This is a genomic window from Geobacillus thermodenitrificans subsp. thermodenitrificans DSM 465 (assembly GCF_000496575.1).
GTDB classification, from domain to species: domain Bacteria; phylum Bacillota; class Bacilli; order Bacillales; family Anoxybacillaceae; genus Geobacillus; species Geobacillus thermodenitrificans.
In genome coordinates, this window is sequence record NZ_AYKT01000008.1 from 90,217 (window position 1) to 111,334 (window position 21,118).

The 21,118-nt window shown below is 47.6% G+C and carries 21 protein-coding genes; 17 read left to right on the forward strand and 4 right to left on the reverse strand.

The features are described from left to right. Positions 1 to 23: 23 nt before the first annotated feature. Positions 24 to 1,247, reverse strand: a complete 1,224-nt coding sequence (locus DSM465_RS0109730) for an endo-1,4-beta-xylanase (RefSeq protein WP_029761247.1) — start codon at positions 1,245 to 1,247, stop codon at positions 24 to 26. Positions 1,248 to 1,763: 516 nt separating this feature from the next. On the opposite strand from DSM465_RS0109730, the gene DSM465_RS0109735 reads away from it, so the two are divergent. The 8 genes from DSM465_RS0109735 (at position 1,764) to DSM465_RS0109775 (ending at position 11,404) form a co-directional block, all read left to right on the forward strand. Beyond that, positions 1,764 to 2,558 (forward strand): Nif3-like dinuclear metal center hexameric protein, encoded by a 795-nt coding sequence (locus DSM465_RS0109735; protein WP_008880079.1) that lies wholly within the window; start codon positions 1,764 to 1,766, stop codon positions 2,556 to 2,558. 22 nt (positions 2,559 to 2,580) lie between these two features. Further along, positions 2,581 to 3,243 (forward strand): SGNH/GDSL hydrolase family protein, encoded by a 663-nt coding sequence (locus tag DSM465_RS0109740; RefSeq protein WP_008880080.1) that lies wholly within the window; start codon positions 2,581 to 2,583, stop codon positions 3,241 to 3,243. A gap of 446 nt (positions 3,244 to 3,689) precedes the next feature. Further along, positions 3,690 to 5,297, forward strand: coding sequence for a glycoside hydrolase family 43 protein (locus DSM465_RS0109750; protein WP_008880081.1), 1,608 nt, complete (start codon positions 3,690 to 3,692; stop codon positions 5,295 to 5,297). Positions 5,298 to 5,395: 98 nt separating this feature from the next. Continuing rightward, positions 5,396 to 6,733, forward strand: a complete 1,338-nt coding sequence (xylA, locus tag DSM465_RS0109755; protein WP_008880082.1) for a xylose isomerase — start codon at positions 5,396 to 5,398, stop codon at positions 6,731 to 6,733. A gap of 14 nt (positions 6,734 to 6,747) precedes the next feature. After that, positions 6,748 to 8,247 (forward strand): xylulokinase, encoded by a 1,500-nt coding sequence (gene xylB, locus DSM465_RS0109760; protein ID WP_008880083.1) that lies wholly within the window; start codon positions 6,748 to 6,750, stop codon positions 8,245 to 8,247. Positions 8,248 to 8,501: 254 nt separating this feature from the next. Continuing rightward, complete coding sequence (locus DSM465_RS0109765; RefSeq protein WP_008880084.1) at positions 8,502 to 9,536, forward strand: NAD(P)H-dependent flavin oxidoreductase; 1,035 nt, start codon at positions 8,502 to 8,504, stop codon at positions 9,534 to 9,536. A gap of 103 nt (positions 9,537 to 9,639) precedes the next feature. Next, positions 9,640 to 10,827, forward strand: a complete 1,188-nt coding sequence (locus tag DSM465_RS0109770; RefSeq protein WP_008880085.1) for an iron-containing alcohol dehydrogenase — start codon at positions 9,640 to 9,642, stop codon at positions 10,825 to 10,827. A gap of 175 nt (positions 10,828 to 11,002) precedes the next feature. After that, positions 11,003 to 11,404, forward strand: coding sequence for an acyl-CoA thioesterase (locus DSM465_RS0109775; protein ID WP_008880086.1), 402 nt, complete (start codon positions 11,003 to 11,005; stop codon positions 11,402 to 11,404). Between the two features lie 229 nt (positions 11,405 to 11,633). On the opposite strand, the gene DSM465_RS20095 is transcribed toward DSM465_RS0109775, so the two are convergent. Next, entirely contained in the window at positions 11,634 to 11,768 is a 135-nt protein-coding gene (locus tag DSM465_RS20095; RefSeq protein ID WP_008880087.1) for a hypothetical protein, read from the reverse strand. Continuing rightward, positions 11,728 to 11,943, reverse strand: a complete 216-nt coding sequence (locus DSM465_RS18940; protein WP_008880088.1) for a Fur-regulated basic protein FbpA — start codon at positions 11,941 to 11,943, stop codon at positions 11,728 to 11,730. Before DSM465_RS18940 ends, DSM465_RS20095 begins: the two co-directional genes overlap by 41 nt. A gap of 180 nt (positions 11,944 to 12,123) precedes the next feature. Here DSM465_RS18940 and DSM465_RS0109790 point away from each other — a divergent pair, with 180 nt between their 5' ends. The 6 genes from DSM465_RS0109790 to DSM465_RS0109815 all read left to right on the forward strand — a co-directional run bounded on the left by DSM465_RS0109790 (position 12,124) and on the right by DSM465_RS0109815 (position 16,998). Continuing rightward, positions 12,124 to 12,429, forward strand: a complete 306-nt coding sequence (locus tag DSM465_RS0109790; RefSeq protein ID WP_029761251.1) for a MerR family transcriptional regulator — start codon at positions 12,124 to 12,126, stop codon at positions 12,427 to 12,429. Positions 12,430 to 12,704: 275 nt separating this feature from the next. Continuing rightward, entirely contained in the window at positions 12,705 to 13,016 is a 312-nt protein-coding gene (locus tag DSM465_RS0109795; protein ID WP_008880090.1) for a PTS sugar transporter subunit IIB, read from the forward strand. A gap of 1 nt (position 13,017) precedes the next feature. Continuing rightward, positions 13,018 to 13,350, forward strand: coding sequence for a PTS lactose/cellobiose transporter subunit IIA (locus tag DSM465_RS0109800; protein WP_029761253.1), 333 nt, complete (start codon positions 13,018 to 13,020; stop codon positions 13,348 to 13,350). A 16-nt stretch (positions 13,351 to 13,366) separates the two neighbouring features. Then, a complete protein-coding gene (gene celB / locus DSM465_RS0109805; RefSeq protein WP_029761255.1) occupies positions 13,367 to 14,686 on the forward strand; it encodes a PTS cellobiose transporter subunit IIC in 1,320 nt (439 codons plus the stop codon). 26 nt (positions 14,687 to 14,712) lie between these two features. Continuing rightward, positions 14,713 to 16,125, forward strand: coding sequence for a glycoside hydrolase family 1 protein (locus DSM465_RS0109810; RefSeq protein WP_029761256.1), 1,413 nt, complete (start codon positions 14,713 to 14,715; stop codon positions 16,123 to 16,125). A 159-nt stretch (positions 16,126 to 16,284) separates the two neighbouring features. Further along, complete coding sequence (locus DSM465_RS0109815; protein WP_029761257.1) at positions 16,285 to 16,998, forward strand: GntR family transcriptional regulator; 714 nt, start codon at positions 16,285 to 16,287, stop codon at positions 16,996 to 16,998. A gap of 72 nt (positions 16,999 to 17,070) precedes the next feature. On the opposite strand, the gene DSM465_RS0109820 is transcribed toward DSM465_RS0109815, so the two are convergent. Continuing rightward, positions 17,071 to 18,201, reverse strand: a complete 1,131-nt coding sequence (locus DSM465_RS0109820) for an MGDG synthase family glycosyltransferase (RefSeq protein WP_008880095.1) — start codon at positions 18,199 to 18,201, stop codon at positions 17,071 to 17,073. 163 nt (positions 18,202 to 18,364) lie between these two features. Between DSM465_RS0109820 and DSM465_RS0109825 the strand changes: the two genes are divergently transcribed. The 3 genes from DSM465_RS0109825 (at position 18,365) to DSM465_RS0109840 (ending at position 21,043) form a co-directional block, all read left to right on the forward strand. Beyond that, entirely contained in the window at positions 18,365 to 18,940 is a 576-nt protein-coding gene (locus DSM465_RS0109825) for a YkoP family protein (RefSeq protein WP_008880096.1), read from the forward strand. A gap of 60 nt (positions 18,941 to 19,000) precedes the next feature. Continuing rightward, on the forward strand, positions 19,001 to 19,855 hold the full coding sequence (locus tag DSM465_RS0109830; RefSeq protein WP_029761258.1) for a metallophosphoesterase: 855 nt from the start codon (positions 19,001 to 19,003) through the stop codon (positions 19,853 to 19,855). Positions 19,856 to 20,116: 261 nt separating this feature from the next. Next, complete coding sequence (locus DSM465_RS0109840) at positions 20,117 to 21,043, forward strand: endonuclease I family protein (RefSeq protein WP_008880098.1); 927 nt, start codon at positions 20,117 to 20,119, stop codon at positions 21,041 to 21,043. The last annotated feature ends 75 nt before the right edge of the window (positions 21,044 to 21,118 follow it).

Consider the following 21,118-nt stretch of genomic DNA (forward strand, 5'->3'; position numbering starts at 1 on the left):
CTTCTTTCAATTTGTGATAAGCCTCACTTATGATCGATAATAGCCCAATACGCAGGTTTTACGTTGTATTCGGGGTCGAACACAAATGGCGCATCTTTTCCATTCCCTTTTTCCACTCTCGTATATGGGGCTTTCGGGTCTACAATCACATTCCCATCAGCATCATAGTAAACATCCGCTCGACTGTCGAGCCACGTATGGTTGTCGGCGATGCCCCAGAAGGTGACGTTACTGATTTTATCGCTGAGTTTTTCATACAGCTTAAACAATCGATCATAGCGATCCGCTTGGTCCAAAAACTTTTGCTCCGGAATGGCGTCATACGACAGGTAAGCCCGCGGCGGCCAGCCGTACATGCTCACATCCAGCTCAGTAATTTGGTTGTCTAACCCTAGATCGGCAAACATGATAATCGTTTTTTCGATTTCCTCTTCAGAAGGCCAGTCAATTTGGATGTGGGACTGATGGCCAATACCATCAATGGGAATGCCCTCTTCTTTTAATTGTTTCACCAAGTTATAAAGAGCGCTTCGCTTTGGTTCAACTTCCGTATTGTAATCATTAATGTAAAGTTTAATCTTGTTGCCGCCATATTTTCTCGCTGTTTGGAACGCTACCTTAATATAATCGATGCCAGCGATTTGATACCATGGGGAATCGCGCAATTCTCCATCATCCCCGACTACCTCATTTACAACGTCCCAATATTTGATGTCATCTTTATACCGCTCGACAATCGTTTTAATATGGGTTTCGATCCGTTTTAATAACAGCTGTTTATTTTGTTCGCGTTTCACAGGGTCCGTTTCATTGACCATTGGTTGGCCTTCCTTGTCAAGAAAGAACCATTGAGGTACTTGGCTATGCCAAACGAGCGTGTGGAAACGGATATCCATATGGTGTTTTTTAGCAAACCGAACGATTTGATCCGCCTCAGCAAAATTGAATTTTCCTTCTTCCGGTTGAATATTAATCGGCTTCATAACGTTCTCAGCGACAATGCTGTTAAAATGGCGTTTTAGCATTTGTGCGTCTTTCTCGTTTAGTAGCTGATAAGGTTCAACAGCCGCACCAATAGTGAATGAATCTTTGTAGCGCTGGTCCAATTGTGGGGCATGCAATGCGCTGATTTGAGGCTTTTTAGCGTATGATTGTTCAGTTTTTGCCAATGCATTCGTCATCCCTAAAGGGAGCAACAGCATAAATGAGAATCCAACTATTATCGCTTTTCGCGATCTTTTCAACATGATTTTGTCTCCTCCTTGTATAGTTATGATTCATAGCCAAACAACATAAAAAACAGAAAGCGCTTATCACTCCCTTCCTTTCATTGTTCCAACCTGTAATGGGAAGGTGTCTTATCGCGAGAAGAAGATGTTTGTAGGGAGGTTGACCTAATTTTATTTTAACAACGCCATCTTGGTTTATCAATTAAATATACTAAGTTTTTGTTATTTTTTTAAAATTTATAAAAATATCTAAGAAAGGGCTTTTATTAATCTTCCTTAACTGTAAAAGTCGGAGCTAGAGGGCTTATTTATTCGATCATCAACCTTTGCAACAAAGAGGAAGAAACATAAATCATGACGTAGATTACGTTGAAAGTTGGACTCGGAGAGAAGTAGCAATTGATCTTGCCTACCATATAGTATACAAACACTTGAAAGTTTGAAAAATTCTTTATAAAATTAGTTTATATAATCAACATACTTAAACAGATGGAATCGATTGAATCTATTCAAATTTCAGAAGGGAATAGAACGATGGCTATTACTGTGCAAACTGTGATGGAACGATTAACAGCTTGCGTAGAGACCCGTTCTCCTACTGTGGATACGCTTAAATATGGTGATTCAAGCATGGAAGTAAAGGGGATTGCGGTCAGTTTCATGCCTACGTATCGTGTCATTGAACAAGCTGTTCAAGCGGGGGCAAATCTTCTCATCTCTCATGAAGGATTGTTTTATAGTCATGCTGGCGATGCTGAAACAATGAAAAATGATCCAGTGTATCAGGAAAAGGTTCGCTTGATTTGTGAGTCAGGCATTGCGATTTATCGTTTTCACGACCAATGGCACCGATATCAACCGGATGGGATTATGGTTGGTTTAGTTCGTGCTTTGGGATGGGAGTCGTATGTTTCTGAGTACCAATCAGCGGCTACGATTGTAACGATTCCTCGGATATTAGCAAGGGATATGGTGAAGTATGTGAAAGAGAGATTAGGTATTTCATTTATACGGGTTGCTGGAGATTTATCGACTATATGTACCCGCATAGGGTTGCTGGCAGGATATCGTGGCCACGGATCTTTGACGATCCCGTTGTTTGAAAAAGAGAAGCTTGATGCGATCATTTATGGGGAAGGGCCGGAATGGGAAACGCCGGAATATGTTCGAGACGCCGTGCATCAAGGAAAACGAAAGGTGTTAGTGGTGCTAGGGCATGCAGAAAGCGAAGAGCCTGGCATGAGATATTTGGCTCAAAAGTTAAGAGAAATGTTTCCCACGATTCCTGTGCATTTTATTTCAGAAAAACCACTTTTTCATTTCATGTAATTGATCAAGGAGAGGGAGAACAATGATACTTGGCAAAGGAGAAAAATTGCTGTTTATTGGCGACTCCATTACGGATTGTGGCCGGGCTAAACCAGAAGGAGAAGGGGGGATTGGAGCGCTGGGAACTGGATATGTCGCGTATGTGGACGGGCTTCTGCAGGCGGTTTATCCAGAACTGGGGATTCGAGTGGTGAATAAAGGAATTAGCGGCAATACGGTTCGAGATTTAAAAGCAAGATGGCAGGAGGATGTGATTGCTCAAAAACCGGACTGGGTATCGATCATGATTGGAATTAACGATGTTTGGCGACAGTACGATTTGCCATTCATTAAAGAAAAGCATGTATACTTAGATGAATACGAAGAAACGCTCCGTAGTCTTGTCATTGAAACAAAGCCGCTCGTTACAGGAATCATCCTTATGACCCCGTTTTATATAGAAGGGAATGAACACGATTCGATGCGCCGGACAATGGATCAGTATGGTCTCGCTGTCAAGCGAATTGCTGAAGAAACAGATAGTATATTCGTTGATACCCAAGCCGCTTTTAACAAGGTATTAAAGACACTTTATCCGGCGGCATTGGCTTGGGATCGCGTTCATCCGTCTGTTGCCGGACATATGATTCTGGCAAGAGCATTTTTGAACGCCATCGGTTTTGATTGGAACAAATCCAACGGATGAAGTAAGGACTAGTCTAAAACCAGGTTGATAAAAAAATAAAAGATGAGGTGCATATATTGATGTTTAAGGTTACTAAAATACCATTATTCATCAAAAAGAAAATCCCGTGCAATTAGAAAGGACTTGCATCGGTGGCTGAATGAATATGGGAAGATTTCATTAACAGTTAACCAGTTCAGAGCATGCATTGCGCTCATACGGTTGCCAAAATCGTTAGGAAAGGGAATACTGGATTTTTGTTTGAGAGTTTGACGGCATTGATTATTCTGTCTAACGAGTTTCCCCTCCAAGACGGGGATTGGATAGAATTTCAGACCCTGAGATTTGGGATATTGTCCAATGTAGTCAAATTGTTGGCCTAACAAGTGTTGGCCGACAAAAAATAAAGTGTAAATGTATGCCATTCTTCGAAAAAGTGACATTCTATCTTTTTAGGAGGGTTAGACATGGTTAAAATTAAAAATCCCATTTTAACTGGTTTTCATCCCGATCCGTCCATTTGCCGGGCGGGAGATGACTATTACATTGCCGTTTCGACGTTTGAATGGTTCCCGGGGGTGAGAATTTACCATTCGAAAGATTTAAAGAATTGGCGTTTAGTAGCGCGTCCATTAAACCGGTTAAGTCAATTAAATATGATTGGAAACCCAGATTCTGGAGGGATTTGGGCTCCGCACCTGTCATATAGCGACGGGAAGTTTTGGCTCATTTATACGGATGTGAAAGTCGTCGAAGGCCAGTGGAAGGATGGTCATAACTATCTCGTGACGTGTGATACGATCGATGGCGAGTGGTCCGATCCCATTTATTTGAATAGCTCTGGGTTTGACCCGTCTTTATTTCATGATGAGGACGGAAGAAAATATTTAGTGAACATGTATTGGGATCATCGAGTGGGACATCATCCATTTTATGGTATTGTACTTCAAGAATACAGTGTTGAACAGAAAAAATTGATTGGTGAGCCGAAGATCATTTTCAAAGGAACGGACCTACGAATTACAGAAGGACCACATTTGTATAAAATCGACGGTTATTATTATTTACTGACGGCGGAAGGGGGGACGCGGTACAACCATGCGGCAACGATTGCCCGATCAGCGTCACTGTATGGTCCGTATGAGGTGCATCCGGAAAATCCGTTGATTACGTCTTGGCCTTATCCGCGCAACCCGCTGCAAAAGGCTGGTCATGCTTCGATTGTCCATACTCATACAGATGAATGGTTTCTTGTGCATCTAACCGGCCGGCCGCTGCCAAGAGAAGGACAGCCGCTATTGGATCACCGCGGCTATTGCCCGCTCGGACGTGAAACAGCGATTCAGCGGCTTGAATGGAAAGATGGATGGCCTTATGTAGTCGGAGGAAACGGGCCTTCGTTAGAAATCGACGGGCCGAACGTTGAGGAAGTTCCGTGGGAAAGAGATTACGATGAAAAAGATGATTTTGATGGCGATACATTAAACCACCATTTTCAAACATTACGAATTCCTTTAGGAGAAGACATCGCCACCTTAAAAGCCCGTCCGGGACATTTGCGGCTATACGGAAGAGAATCGCTGACTTCCCGATTTACACAGGCGTTTGTCGCTAGACGATGGCAGCATTTTCACTTCATAGCGGAAACGAAAGTTGCGTTTCGTCCAACGACCATCCAACAATCGGCTGGGCTAGTGAACTACTATAATACGCAAAACTGGACAACGCTGCAATTGACATGGCATGAGGAAAAAGGACGGATCCTCGAATTAATGGCATGCGACCATCTTGTGGTTGAACAGCCCTTGCGCGGCCGAGAAATTGTTGTCCCCGATGATGTCGAGTATGTGTATTTACGAGTCAACGTACAAATGACCACGTACAAATATTCGTATTCTTTCGACGGGGTGGATTGGAAGGAGATTCCTGTCACCTTTGAATCATATAAACTATCAGACGACTATATCAAAAGCAATGCTGCGTTTACCGGGGCGTTTGTGGGCATGCATTGCCGGGACGGTTCCGGGCAAAACAATTACGCGGATTTTGACTACTTTTTGTACAAAGAGTTATAGAATACTTTGTTTATATGATAGACAAACAAATATGAAAGCGTTATAATAAAAACTAGCACAAGTCATTTTCACTATTCGTGATTAAGGGGGATCTAGACATGGCTTATTTTCCGAATATCGGCAAGATTGCGTATGAAGGCCCGGAGTCGCGCAATCCGTTCGCGTTTAAGTTTTACAATCCGGAAGAAAAAGTTGGCGGCAAAACGATGGAGGAGCATTTGCGTTTTTCGGTGGCGTATTGGCATACGTTTACGGGGGATGGATCGGATCCGTTTGGCGTTGGCAATATGATTCGTCCGTGGGACAAATACAGCGGCATGGACTTAGCGAAGGCGCGCGTCGAGGCAGCGTTTGAGCTGTTTGAAAAGTTGAACGTTCCGTTTTTCTGCTTCCATGACGTCGACATCGCCCCAGAAGGGGAGACGCTCAGCGAGACGTACAAAAACTTAGACGAAATTGTCGACATGATTGAAGAGTACATGAAAACAAGCAAAACGAAGCTGCTTTGGAATACGGCGAACTTGTTCAGCCATCCGCGCTTCGTTCACGGGGCGGCAACATCGTGCAACGCTGATGTGTTCGCCTATGCGGCGGCGAAAGTGAAGAAAGGGCTGGAGATTGCGAAGCGGCTCGGAGCGGAAAACTACGTGTTTTGGGGCGGCCGCGAAGGATACGAGACGCTGCTGAACACGGACATGAAGCTAGAGCTTGACAATTTGGCCCGCTTCTTCCATATGGCGGTCGACTATGCGAAAGAGATCGGCTTTGATGGTCAGTTTTTAATCGAGCCGAAGCCGAAGGAGCCGACGAAACATCAATACGATTTTGACGTGGCCACGGCGCTAGCATTCTTGCAAACGTACGGGCTCAAGGATTATTTCAAATTCAACATCGAAGCGAACCATGCGACGTTAGCTGGCCATACGTTTGAACATGAACTGCGCGTCGCCCGCATCCACGGCATGCTCGGTTCGGTCGATGCGAACCAAGGCGATATGCTCCTTGGCTGGGACACGGATGAATTCCCGACCGATTTGTATGCGACGACGTTGGCGATGTATGAAATTTTACAAAACGGCGGCCTTGGGCGTGGCGGCTTGAACTTTGACGCGAAAGTGCGGAGAGGCTCGTTTGAACCGGAAGATTTGTTCTACGCTCATATCGCCGGAATGGACAGCTTTGCGATCGGTTTGAAAGTCGCCCATCGCTTGCTGGAAGACCGCGTGTTTGAACAATTCATCGAAGAACGGTATAAAAGCTATACGGAAGGTATCGGCCGCGAGATCGTCGAAGGAACAGCGGACTTCCACAAATTGGAGCAATATGCGTTACAGCTCGGCGAAATTCGTAATACGTCCGGCCGTCTCGAGCGCTTGAAAACGCTGCTGAACCAATACTTGTTGGAAGTCAGCGTGCCGAGTAAAGCCCGCTTGTGAAAGAGGGATGAGCGTTGGAATATGTCATTGGCGTCGATTTAGGAACAAGTGCGGTCAAAGTATTGCTTGTCGACCGAAACGGGCAAGTTAGAGGGGAATGGACCGAGTCCTATCCCCTCTACCAGCCGCATTCCGGATATAGTGAGCAGCGCCCAGACGATTGGGTGGAGAAGACAATTGTAGCGCTGCGCCGCGTTTGGGAGACCGCCGGCATTTCTCCAGAGTCGGTCGTGGGATTAAGTTTCTCCGGGCAAATGCACGGGCTTGTGTTGCTTGATGGTGATGGGAACGTCGTTCGCAACGCGATTTTGTGGAACGACACGCGAACGACAGCTGAGTGCCGGGAAATTGAGGAGAAAGTTGGCAGAAAGGCGCTGCTCGCAACGGCGAAAAATGAGGCGCTCGAAGGGTTTACGCTGCCGAAATTGCTGTGGGTGAAAAAACATGAGCCTCATCTTTACGAGCGGGCGCGAACGTTTTTATTGCCAAAAGATTATGTCCGTTTCCGTTTGACTGGGCACATCGCGATGGACGTATCCGATGCAGCGGGAACGCTATTGCTGGATATCGAAAAGAAAACATGGAGCGAGGAAATTGCACGGGCCGTTGATGTCGATCTTGCCCTTTGTCCGCCGCTTGTCGAGGCAACGGCATTGGTTGGGACGTTGCGGCCAGATGTAGCAGAACAGACCGGGCTGCCGGCATCGGTGAAAGTATTTGCCGGCGGGGCGGACAATGCCTGCGGCGCGGTGGGCGCCGGCATTTTGGCGGAAGGGAAGATGATGTCGAGCATCGGCACATCCGGTGTCGTCTTGGCGTATGAACAAAGCGGTGAAAAAGATTTCGCTGGACGAGTGCATTACTTTAACCATGCCGAACCAGATGCCTACTATATTATGGGTGTCACGTTGGCGGCTGGGTACAGCTTTGACTGGTGGAAGCGGACGTTTGCGGAAGACGTGCCGTTTGCCGAGATTGTAACGCGTGCCGCTGAGTCGCCGATTGGCGCCAACGGCTTGTTGTTTACACCATACCTTGTCGGTGAGCGGACGCCTTATGCCGACGCCGATATTCGCGGGTCGTTCATCGGTGTTGATTCGGCACAGACGAAATGGGATTTTGCCCGTGCGGTTATCGAAGGGATTACGTTTTCACTGAACGAATCGGTTGAGATCATCAAAGCAAGCGGCAAAACGATCGATTCGGTTGTGTCCATTGGCGGTGGGGCGAAAAGCGCCGAGTGGCTGCAAATCCAAGCGGATATTTTCGGCATCCCGGTGGAAAAACTGAAAAACGAACAAGGGCCAGGACTTGGCGCCGCCATGATTGCCGCGTGCGGCGTCGGCTGGTTTGACTCGCTCAACCAATGCGCCGATGCGTTCAAACAAGTCGATGCCGTTGTTGAACCGCAGTCGGATGCCGTTGCGAAGTACAAAGAGCTGTTTTCCATCTATCGAGACGTATATCCACACACAAAAGAGATAGCGAAACGGTTAAAAGCGTTTCGGCCGTGACGACAAAACCTCCCCGAATCAATTGATGGTTTGGGGAGGTTTTTGTTTACTCAGGTAATCAGACAGGCTGACCCGCTAGGTTTGTCCAAGGAGAACTTGAAAGGTGAGAGCGAAACATGGACATTCGAAAAGAATTCGAAAATCTTAGATAGATTGATTGGCTAAGAGAAAGGGATTTTCTGCGCCAAGCACGAAAGAGTAAAGGGGAGTTAACTGAGCTAGGGTGGTTACTTATATGAGGGGAGAGATTAGCTATGTTCTCTACGCTTCCCGTCCCCATTATCCAAGCACCGATGGCAGGAGGGGTGTCAACGCCCGAACTGGCAGCGGCGGTGTCAAATGCCGGAGGGCTTGGATTTTTGGCTGGCGGGTACCAGACGGCGGAGATGATGAGAACGGAGATTCACAAGCTGCGAACATTGACGGACCGTCCGTTTGGAGTGAATGTGTTTGTGCCAGGGGAAACAACGGTCGATGAAGAGACGCTTAGTCGTTATCGCGCTGTACTGGCGACTGAGGCGGAACGGCTCGGCGCAACAGTCGGAGAGCCGAAATGGGATGACGATGATTGGGAGGCGAAACTCGATGTGCTCCTTAAAGAGCGGGTACCGGTCGTCAGCTTTACGTTTGGTTGCCCGGAAACAGCGGTGATCACTGCCTTGCAAAAGGCTGGGGCGTTTGTAATCGTGACAGTTACATCGGTGGAGGAAGCCCAAATCGCAGCAGAAGCTGGTGCGAATGCCCTTTGTGTGCAAGGGGCAGAAGCGGGTGGTCATCGTGCGTCGTTTCGCAACGATCCGGAAAAAGATGAAGTATTGACGTTGTTCCCGCTGTTGGCCGATGTACACGCGTCGGTTCGTCTCCCGCTTGTGGCGGCGGGTGGGATCATGGATGGGTACGGTATCGCAGCGGCGCTTCAAGCGGGGGCGAGTGCGGTGCAGCTCGGGACAGCGTTTTTACGCTGTCCTGAGAGCGGGGCGCATCCGCTCCATAAACAGGCGCTTGTGGATCCGCGCTTTACCGAAACAGCGGTAACAAGGGCGTTTACCGGCCGGCCGGCGCGCGGGCTGGCGAACCGGTTTATGGCTGAATATAGCGATCTAGCGCCGGCGGCGTATCCGCAAGTGCACCATATGACAAAGCCGATGCGCGCTGCGGCCGCCAAGGTGGGTGACCGAGAGCGGATGGCGCTTTGGGCTGGAGAAGGGTACCGAATGGCGCGAGAACTTCCCGCGGGGGAACTCGTGCGCGAATTGAAGCGGGAGCTCGAGGAGGCACAGGGTCGCTAAATCAATCTTTGCATTCGGCTCTAGAAGAAGAGAAGCGCATTGTGTTGAGCGAGTTTTGGAATGACGCTGTTTAATCAACCAAATAGGAAGGGAGAGGAGAACCATGAGTGTAGCCCGCATTGTCTTTCCGCCGCTCAGCCATGTCGGCTGGGGAGCGCTTGACCAGTTAGTTCCTGAAGTGAAGCGGTTGGGAGCAAAACATATTTTGGTGATTACCGACCCGATGCTTGTGAAGATCGGCCTAGTCGATCAAGTGACGTCCCCGCTCCGTCAAGAAGGGTATAGCGTGCATGTGTATACGGATGTTGTGCCAGAGCCGCCGCTTGAGACAGGGGAAAAGGCAGTGGCGTTTGCCCGCGACGGAAAGTTTGACCTTGTCATCGGTGTTGGTGGTGGCAGCGCGCTGGATTTGGCGAAACTGGCGGCTGTTTTGGCGGTGCATGATGGCTCGGTCGCTGACTATTTAAATTTGACAGGAACGCGAACACTTGAGAAAAAAGGGTTGCCGAAAATTTTGATTCCCACGACATCGGGCACCGGGTCGGAAGTGACAAACATCTCTGTCTTGTCTTTGGAAACGACGAAAGATGTCGTGACGCACGATTACTTATTGGCCGACGTCGCGATCGTTGATCCGCAGCTGACCGTTTCCGTTCCACCGCGGGTAACGGCCGCAACGGGAATTGATGCACTCACCCATGCAGTTGAGGCGTATGTGTCGGTCAATGCGAGCCCAACATCGGATGGATTGGCCGTTGCCGCTATTCGGCTGATTTCACGCTCACTGCGCAAAGCGGTGGCCAACGGTTCGGACAAACAGGCGCGCATTGATATGGCGAACGGCAGTTATTTGGCCGGCTTGGCATTTTTCAACGCCGGGGTAGCCGGTGTGCATGCGCTCGCTTATCCGCTCGGTGGTCAGTTTCATATCGCTCATGGTGAATCGAATGCTGTGCTGTTGCCGTATGTGATGGGCTACATCCGTCAAAGCTGTACGAAGAGAATGGCCGATATTTTCAACGCGCTTGGCGGCAACTCAAGTTTTTTGTCCGAAGTGGAAGCGTCTTATCGGTGCGTCGAGGAACTAGAACGGTTCGTCGCCGATGTCGGCATTCCGAAAACATTGGGGGGATTTGGCATCCCCGAAAGCGCGCTAGAAAGCTTGACGAAAGATGCTGTCCAACAGAAACGTTTGCTTGCCCGCAGTCCGTTGCCGCTGTTGGAAGCCGACATCCGTGCGATTTACGAAGCCGCGTTTGCCGGGACGATCGTAGAGCCGCACAAGGCGTAAACCGTTGGGAAACAGGCGCTGCAAACGGCGCCTGTTTGTTATGTAGATTGAATATATCCTTGCACATTGGAGCCTTCGTTCTGTATGATCTGTTAAACCCATGATTCTTTAAGCAGGAATCCCTATGACATAACGCGAATCAATGGAAGGAAACGGTGGAGGGGGATGGTAGGAGATGTTTACAACGACGATTACGCCGCGTGTGTCGGAAACGGACGGTGTCGGTCATATTAACAATACGACCGTTCCGGTCTGGTTTGAAGCGGGGCGGCATGAAATTTTTAAACTGTTTACGCCGGATTTGTCGTTTCGGCGCTGGCGGATGGTAATCATCCGCATGGAAGTTGACTATGTCAACCAAATGTATTACGGACAAGATGTGACGGTGTACACTGGCGTTGAACGCATCGGCAACACGAGCCTTACGATTTATGAAGAAATTCATCAAAATGGGGTGGTCTGTGCCAAAGGACGGGCAGTGTATGTCAATTTCAATTTTGACACCGGGCGGCCTGAGCCAATTCCTGATGATATTCGAAGAAAATTACGTGAACATCTCTGGCAGCCGGGCGAGTAAATTAGCTGAGAAATAACCCGTGGGAGCAAATGGACAAGAAGCTTGCTTCCTGCTCTATTCCACTGACGATCTCCCGTGAGCAATTTTCAGTGTGAAACGGTCTCCAGTCGCTGAGCTGGAGACCATTTCTTTTTTACATGTCGCGATGAACGATTCTGTAAGTCTATGAAAGACAGATGGCATATTGGCTGGCTCCTTTCGTTCCGGATGGTTGCGGCTGAATGTGTGACTAACGGTTTTGCAAAAAGCGGAGCAGTTCATCAGCTTGGCTGCCAACGAGTGCGATCAGCTGTTCAAACATGGCGTCGCGCTCTAAGTCCAATTCAATGATGCGCTTCGCCAGTTCGAGGGCTTGTTTGTCCATGCCGGCTTCCTCCTTCCGCGTTGTAAGCGGGATTGAATCGTTCATATTCGCGACGCAGTTCGGCCATCGTCCATTGCTCGAGTCGCTCATGGTCGTTAACAAAGCCGGACTGCATGAGCTGTTGAATGTAAAACTGTTTTTGCCGCTGTATGGCGCTTCGCATCCATTTTCCCATTCAATTCCCTCCGTTTTTTTACCTTTACTATATCATCGCCTTCTTCAGTGTACAGCGAATGTGTTAAGCTCATTTACAAGAAATTTAAAAAATATGTTAATTTTATTTACAAAAGATAACGAATCGTATTCATTTTTTATATAATGATGTTAGAAAAAGTTACATTAAAGGGTGAGGAAAATGACGGTGAATCGGCAAGAAGAGAGTTACAAACATAAAAAAGTGATTTCAATCGGTATTGTTAGTGAACTAACCGGATTGTCGCCACGTCAAATCCGATATTATGAGGAGCGGAAACTCGTGTTTCCTGATCGATCGAAAGGAAGTCGCAAATATTCGTTTGCGGATGTTGAGCAGCTCATGAGAATCGCTGATCAGCGCGAGGAAGGCGTATCCACCTATGAAATTCGTCAAGAGATGACCAAAGAATTGCGTGAGCGGATGCTAAAAGGGCAAATGAATGCCCATTTTCGGATGCGTTCGTAAGGAAAGAGTCAAATGCCCAACATCCCCTCTTGCTTTATCATCAGAGAATCGAAAAGACCATCTAATTATACTCGCATGCTATAAAACAACAGCTAGAACATTTAGCGTTTTGCGCGCACAAGAAGGTGAGTGCGCGCTATTTTAGTTGTGGAAATGGGGAAGATGAAAATATTAATCTTTTTAATTAAATGACTAGACAAATATATTTAAATGTATATAATTAAAATTGAAAACGATAACATTTATTTCATTCAATACAAGGGGAGGAATGAATCATGAAACGAATTTTATTGGCATGCAGCGCCGGAATGTCAACGAGCTTATTGGTGACGAAAATGCAGGAATACGTCAAGTCGATTGGTGAAGAGGCAGAGATTTGGGCGGTCGGTCAAGATCAGGCGAAGAAGGAAATGGAGAACGCTGATGTCGTGTTGATTGGCCCGCAAATGAGCTTTTTAAAAGGGGAATTGCAAAAAGAGGCACAAAAATATGGCATTCAAGTGGACGTCATTGATATGGTGGCCTATGGGATGGCGGATGGAAAAAAAGTGTACGAACAAGCGCTGAAATTAATGGAGGAAAAATAAGATGGAAAAAGTGGACATACACCAACTTACGAATGAACAAATTGCTTTTCACATCATTTTGCATAGCGGCAACGCTCGCAGTAAAATTGTCCAAGCTATCCGTGAATACCGCTCAGGCCAAATTGAGGAATCAGAACGATTGATCGAAGAAGCGGAACAAGAGTTAGGTGTCGCGCACGATGTCCATTTTCAACTTATCCAAAAGGAAGCGAGCGGAAAGCCAACAACGATCACCTTGCTTCTTATGCATGCGGAAGACCATGTTATGTCAACGTTGGCGATGAAAGAGATTGTGAAAGAGATGCTTGCTTTGTTAAAGGAGCGGAATATATAAAAAGGAGGGCTGTCAAATGAACGGTGCTTTATTTGAGAAATTGAGCAAAGTGCTCGTTCCGGTCGCTGGAAAGTTGAATAACAGTCGTTATTTGCAAGTGTTGCGTGATGCGTTTATGTTGGCGTTTCCGTTGACGATTTTCGGTTCGATCGCGGTCGTCATCGCCAACTTGCCGTTTTTAGATAAGATCATGAGCGAAAGCAGCCTGAATATGTTAAAAGACATGCTTGGTGTTGCCCCGAATGCGACAATGGGGGTGATGACGGTTTTCGTCGTGTTCGGCATAGGTTATTATTTGTCGAAAAGTTATGAAGTCGAGGGGATTTTTGGCGGCGCGATTGCTTTAGCTTCATTTCTCTTATTGACGCCGTTTGTGGTCCAAATAGAAGGAAAGGAAGCGGTGCAAGGAGTCATTCCGCTTGACCGTCTTGGAGCGAAAGGAATGTTCCTTGGGATGATTACCGCCTTTATCGCTGGGGAAATTTACAGAAAAGTTGTGCAAAAAAACATTACAATTAAAATGCCGGCCGGGGTGCCACCGGCGGTTGCGAAGTCGTTTGCGGCATTAATACCGGCAGTGGTCACCCTGACCTTTTTCCTCGTCGTCAATATTATTGTAACACAAATGTTTCAAACAAACATGCATGATGTGATTTACAACGCTGTACAAGCCCCGCTTGTTGGTCTCGGGAGCGGCATTATTCCAACGTTAGTCGCTATTTTTGTCGCACAAATTTTATGGTTTTTCGGATTGCATGGGCAAATCATCATTAACTCGGTGATGGATCCGATTTGGAACACACTGTCGCTTGAAAACTTAAATGCGTACACACAAACCGGGGAAGTTCCGCATATCGTCAGCAAACAGTTTATTGAAATTTACACGGTCGGGATGGGCGGAACGGGAATGACGCTTGCGGTCATTTTTGCGATATTGCTCTTTATGAAGAGCAAGCAAATGAAGCAGGTAGCTAAGCTTGGGCTCGGACCCGGAATTTTCAATGTCAATGAACCGATCATTTTCGGTTTGCCAATAGTGATGAATCCGCTTGTTATCGTCCCGTGGATTTTGGCGCCAATGATCGTTACGTTGGTCACCTATTTGGCGATGTCCTCAGGGCTTGTGCCGCCTCCAAATGGTGTGGCGGTGCCATGGACCGTGCCGATTTTTATTAACGGTATTATGGCGACAAACTCGCTAGCTGGTGGACTATTGCAATTGGTCAATTTCTTGATTGTGCTCGTCATTTGGTTCCCGTTCTTAAAATTCATTGACCGGATGAACTTGCAAAAGGAGAGAGAAGAGGAACAAGCCTCTGCAAAAAGTGCATCATAACTACGCAGCAAACGAGGTGAATCGCGATGGAACAACAATCGAAGCAGCCAATCACGTACCGCTTCCCTGCCGGTTTTTGGTGGGGAAGCGCGACGTCCGCAACGCAAATGGAAGGGGCAGCCAACGAGGGGGGGAAAGGGAAAAATATTTGGGATCATTGGTATGAAAAGGAGCCACATCGCTTTTTTAACGGCGTCGGCCCGTCAACTACATCAGATTTTTATCACCGCTACAAAGAGGATATTGCTTTGATGAAGGAGATCGGGCATAATTCATTCCGGTTTTCGATTTCATGGTCACGCTTGATTCCAAAGGGAATCGGTGAGGTCAATCCGGAAGCCGTGCGGTTTTACAATGCAGTCATCGATGAACTATTGGCGAGTGGGATCGAGCCATTTGTGAATTTGTATCATTTTGATATGCCGTTAGCACTGCAAAATATCGGAGGTTGGGAAAACCGCGAAGTCGTGGATGCATACGCCCGTTACGCCAGCATTTGTTTTGAGTTGTTCGGGGATCGGGTAAAAAAATGGTTTACCCACAATGAACCGATCGTTCCGGTGGAAGGAGGGTATTTATACGATTTTCATTACCCAAACATCGTAGACTTCCGCCGTGCTGTACAAGTGGCTTACCATACGGTGATTGCCCATGCCAAAGCGGTTGCTGCCTTCCGCAAGGCGGCCATCCAGGGAGGACAGATTGGCATCATTTTGAATTTGACGCCGTCTTACCCGCGCAGCCAGCACCCAGCTGATGTAAAAGCGGCACATATTGCGGATTTGTTGTTTAACCGGAGTTTCTTAGATCCGGCGGTGAAAGGAGAATACCCGCAAGATTTGATTGAACTGTTGGATGAACATGGCTTTTTGCCTGTAACGGAAGCCGGTGATCGCGAGCTGATCAAAGAAAACACGATCGATTTGCTCGGCATCAACTACTATCAACCGCGCCGCGTTAAGGCAAAAGAGCATCTCCCCAACCCGGATGCCCCGTTTTTGCCGGAGCGATTTTTCGATTATTATGCTATGCCTGGACGGAAAATGAATCCGTATCGCGGTTGGGAAATTTATGAAAAAGGCATTTATGATATTTTAATCAATATCAAAGAAAACTATGGAAACATTGAGTGCTTTATTTCTGAAAATGGCATGGGCGTCGAAGGGGAAGATCGGTTTCGTAATGAAAACGGCATGATTGATGACGACTACCGGATTGCTTTCATCCGCGAACATTTAAAATGGGTGCATCGCGCGGTGGAAGAAGGGGTCAATGTGAAAGGCTATCACCTTTGGACGTTTATGGACAACTGGTCGTGGACCAATGCCTATAAAAATCGGTACGGGCTCGTCGCGGTTGATTTGGACAACGGCTTGAAGCGAACGATCAAAAAAAGTGGCTATTGGTTTAAAACAGTCGCGGAAAACAACGGATTTTGAATGAAGGAAAAGGCGTCCCGGGGCAGCGGGGCGCCTTTTCTAGATTGAATGGATGAGGCAGCGTGAAAAGAGGGATGAGGGGGAAAGTCACACTGGCTATTGTGTAAACAGATGATTGTTCGTACAATGAAGATAAGATAATGGTGAGGGATGAAAATGATGCCAAAGTATGAACAAATTTCAAATGAAATACGTAGGCGAATTAAAGAGGGGATGTATTCTCTAGACGAGCCGATTCCTGATGAAATCTCGCTCGCTGAGGAGTTTGGCTGCAGCCGGATGACTGTAAAACGAGCACTTGATGTGCTTGTGTCCGAAGGGCTGTTGTATCGAAAGCGCGGTCATGGCACATTTATTGTGAAATCCGCGATGCTTAACGGGCTAGTGAACGTTGTCAGCAACGAAACGCTCGGCTTAACGAGCTTATTGGAAGGACGAAAGGTGACAAGCCATATTATCACCTTTGAAGTGTTGTTTCCCACTGATGAGGTGGCTTCGCATTTGTGTATTGATGCAAACACACCGGTGTATCACTTAATCCGACTGCGCAAGGTCGATGGGGAGCCGTACGTCATTGAACGGACGTATATGCCTGTCCATTTGATTTCGGGACTCAATGAAACGGTGCTTCATGGCTCGATTTATCATTACATTACTCATGAGCTTGGGTTAACCATTGCCGGATCGCACCGAAAGATTCGTGCCGATAAACCGAACGAGCTTGATCGGCAATACTTGCAATGCGCGCCCGATGATCCTGTGTTGGAATTGGAGCAGGTTGGCTTTTTAAACAACGGCAAACCGTTTGAATATTCGTTTTCCCGCCATCGGTATGATAAGTTCGTGTTTGTCACCGTCAGCACCCGTCGCTAAAAGGCGTCTGCCCAGCTGCTTTGAGGCAGGCGCCTTTTTCTATATATGGAAGAGGCGGTGAAGCCAAAGCGGTTACGACTTTTGCCGGGACGGCACGGCCGCTAAAAAGCGCTCGTAAATGACAAGCGCCGGATCGGCTGGGGAGAGTGCGCGGTGATAGTCGTCCATCTTGGCAAGGCAGCGGACAAGAGTTGGCGAGTGTAGCATGGAGATGATAGCTTCCGACAGTGACGGGAGTGAGCGCCAATGGCGGAAATCGAAAACGAGCCCGTCGTCGCACAAGAGACGAAAGTTGATTTCCTCCTGCCCAGGCAACATCGCATAAATAAACGTTGGTTTTCGCTTGCAAAGGCATTCGCTTAAGGTGACGCCGCCTGGCTTTGTGAGTACAAAATCGACTTCGTCATAAAGCGCACTCATTGCCGCAGGAGATGAAATGTAACGGAGCGGAAGGAGGCGCGGATGGTTTTTCTTCTTCAACCGCTCATACAGCTGTTCGTTTGTGCCGCATAACACATAATAGTCAACCGGATCATCCGGTGCGATTTTACTTAAAAGCCGTTCCCAATCGCCAAGACCTAGGCTGCCGCCGCTAATGAGCCCGGTGTAGCGGGAACGCGCCGCCGGTGCCGCCGACCGGACGGAAAACACTGGGTGAACGGGAATGCCGGTAACGACGATCCGCTCGCTTGTTACTCCTTTTTCTTCTAGTTTTGCCTTCATGGCCGGATGACCGACAAAATGGACATCAATGGCTGTTTTTCCCCATAAATTATGGACAAAATAATCAGTATACACGTTGACGACGGGAACATCGATTTCCCCACGTTGCTTAAGAAGGTCGAGCAAATATGATGGAAACGCATGAGTACAGACAATCAGCGCCGGCGTTAGGCGACGGATCAGTTGTTTCAGATGGCCGCCAAACAGCCACTCATAAGGTGGGAAGGACGGCGGTTTGGATGAGGGATGCAAAACGGAACGACGATAGGCGATGCTGTATGCTTTAGGAACATGACGAATGCAGCGCAAATAGAGGCGGGAAATCCACTGTTCTTTGGCGCCAAGTCGCGAGGAAAGCAATTCGATTTTTTCGCACTTCACGGCGCGATCGATGGACCGCAACCCTTCCGCCAGCGCCTCAGCAACCCGATGATGGCCGGACGGAAGCTGAAGTAGCGGGAGAAAAAGCACTGTTGTCATGATAATCACAACCTAGGCGAAAATTTGGAGTTTGATTTCAGTATGTGCGGCCCACGACCGGTTATGCGCCGGCGTGATGCGCCTTTTTTCCCCATTTATAATGTGTCGGCAAATGTTCCAAAATGTTAATACATAAGATATGAGATAAAGGAAGGATGCAGGCATGAAGGAAAAAGCGGTTGAATGTTTGTTGGCGATGTGGGGAATCATCGATCCGATTTATTACGCCTGTTCTCGACTCGAATACGCTGGTGAAGCGCAGGATGGACGCCGTTCCATTTTCCGCGTCCGCCCGCTCCAATACAAAGGGGAGACGATCCATCTTTCGGACGGAACGACGATTGCGGCGAATGATTGGCTGTTGAAAATTCATCTCCACAACGTCCGGCTCGTGCGTGAACTGTTTCGATATGACAGTGACATTAAAAAAGGGCGCTATATTCTTGAACAAGTCAAATCCGGCTTGCCGTATGTCGCCTACCATCTTTATCACCATAAACATTCTGAACGGATGAAAGGGATTATTGGTATTACAATGTTAAACAAAGGATGCGAACGGCTCGGATTTGAAACGGTGGATATTGCCAATCCGTTGTATCGTTGGTTCAAAACAATGGCGCTTGTGCCGATGATGGCGGTGGCTCGACCTGGGTTGTCGCCATTTGGCCGTCCGCCAAAATATTTGTTGATGTCGAAAGAAAAGCTGTTTTCCTTATACGGTTACCATCTTATCCACTAACTCCCTCTTTCTTCTCTCCTCCGTTTCACTATAATGGTTATCGAGGGAGGAGAGAAGACAATGGCGTTCTTGTTGATCATTCTATCATTCTTTTTGTTGTTGGCTTTTGGTCTGCGAAAAGCACACCGCAACACGTATGAAGCGGTTTTGCATAAAGTTCAGGTCGGCAGCCCGGAGGATGGGAACGGTGCTATCCGCATTTTACAGCTGTCTGACCTTCATTTAGAAAAGTTATCCATTTCTCCGGACGATTTATACGAAAAGCTTAGAGGGGAACCGATTGATTTCATTGCTTTGACCGGTGATTTCCTAGACCGTGAAGCGAGCATTCCTAAGCTCGGTCCGTATTTGACGGCATTGAAAAAGTTGCAGCCAGCTTATGGCATGTATGCGGTGTTCGGCAACCATGATTACGTGCTTCAAGGCGAGCCGTTTGAGCGTTTGAAGGCGACGCTTGAGGAGCATGGCTGCATCGTGCTGCAAAACGAAATGAAGACGATTACAGTTCACGGTCAAACCGTTAATATTATCGGCATTGATGATTTTTACACGAGACGCAGCGATATGAAAAAGGCGTACGCCGGCGTGAAAGACGGCATCAACATAGTATTGACGCACGATCCAGACATCGTTCCGCATATGGGTGCCTACCATTTTGATTATTTGCTTTCCGGTCATTTCCATGGCGGGCAAATTCATTGGCCTAAGCCGTACCATTTGGCAAAAATGAGTAAAACGCTCACCAAGCGGAACATGATTAAAGGCTATCATGAATGGGAAGGAAAGCCGTTTTATATTAATGAAGGGCTCGGGCAAACCGGAGTGAACATCCGGGTTGGTTCAAAGCCGGAAGTAACCCTTCACTTGTTGTCGTTACCGTCTGTTGCGCAAAGCGAAACAGTCAAAGCTGTCTAAAAGGCAGCTTTTTATTTTTTTTGGACCGATTTCATAAACGTGCGACAAGGCGAATCGTTCCTTAGCATGACCGTAGTTCTGATCATGAAAGCCCCGCAGATGTCGCTAGAGCAAATCGTTTCGCCATTAGGGAGATTCGAATCCAGTCGTCTATGTATGAAGGTGATCCTGTCGTTCATCGCTGTTTCTTTTTGGTTAGTCATGTTGCGGTCATCCCCCCTTCCCATGGTAAACTAAAGGAAAAGAAAGAGGGGAACAGCGATGGGAGAGGCGGAACGACAGCTTAATGAGCTTCGCCAATGGCAAATGGATGATGCTGTGGCGCAGCTTGAGCATCTGAACGAGCGACTTGCTTTGGAAGACGCGTATTATCGCGCCGAAGAAGACCGACAGGCGCGCGAACGGTATTACCGTTATGTACCGTTTGATGGGGACGGATTGATGCTGTTTGTCCGTTACCACGAGCTGGTGGCGCACACCCATAAGCGACGGTTGCCGTATTTTTTCAGCAAAGACGAGTATTTGTACACATGGGTTGACTTGCAGCCGGATGGGACGGTGCGCAGTTTGTATTCCGGCGAGCGAAAAGATCCGAAAACGTTGATTGTCCAAGATGTCGAAACGATGAAACGACGTTACGATGAGTTTCGCCAACTATTAAAAAAAGCGAAACATGGGCCGGGTGATGTACGCGAGCGAGTGAAAACGATCGAGAAGCAATGGAAATTTAATGCTGAGCATGTCGTGCCGCAGTCATGGTTCGGTGCCCGTGAACCGATGAAAGGCGATTTGCATCATTTATTCGTTTGCCAGCCGGAATGCAATACGCTTCGGTCGAACTTCCCGTACGCTGATTTTCCATTTTACAATCCGGAAGATCCAGGCGAGCAGATCCAGAACCGATGCGGCGTCGCCCATAACGGTTATTTCGAGCCGGAGTACGGCAAAGGGACGGCGGCACGGGCGATGTTGTATTTTTTGCTCCGTTACCCGAAGGCGATTGAGAAATCGTTTCGGCGTAAAATCGACATTCCACTTCTTGTCCGGTGGCACGAGCAATTCCCACCGACGGTATATGAATACCATCGCAACAGCGCCATTTTTTTCATTCAAGGCAACCGAAATCCGTTCATCGATTTTCCTGAATTGGCTAGGCGGATCGTGTTTCCGTTTGAACGGATGTTATAAAACGAAGTTGAAGGCGGATGTCCGCCTTTTCGTTTTTTTTTAACGTGTACATGATTGTCAAAGAAACGTTAGACC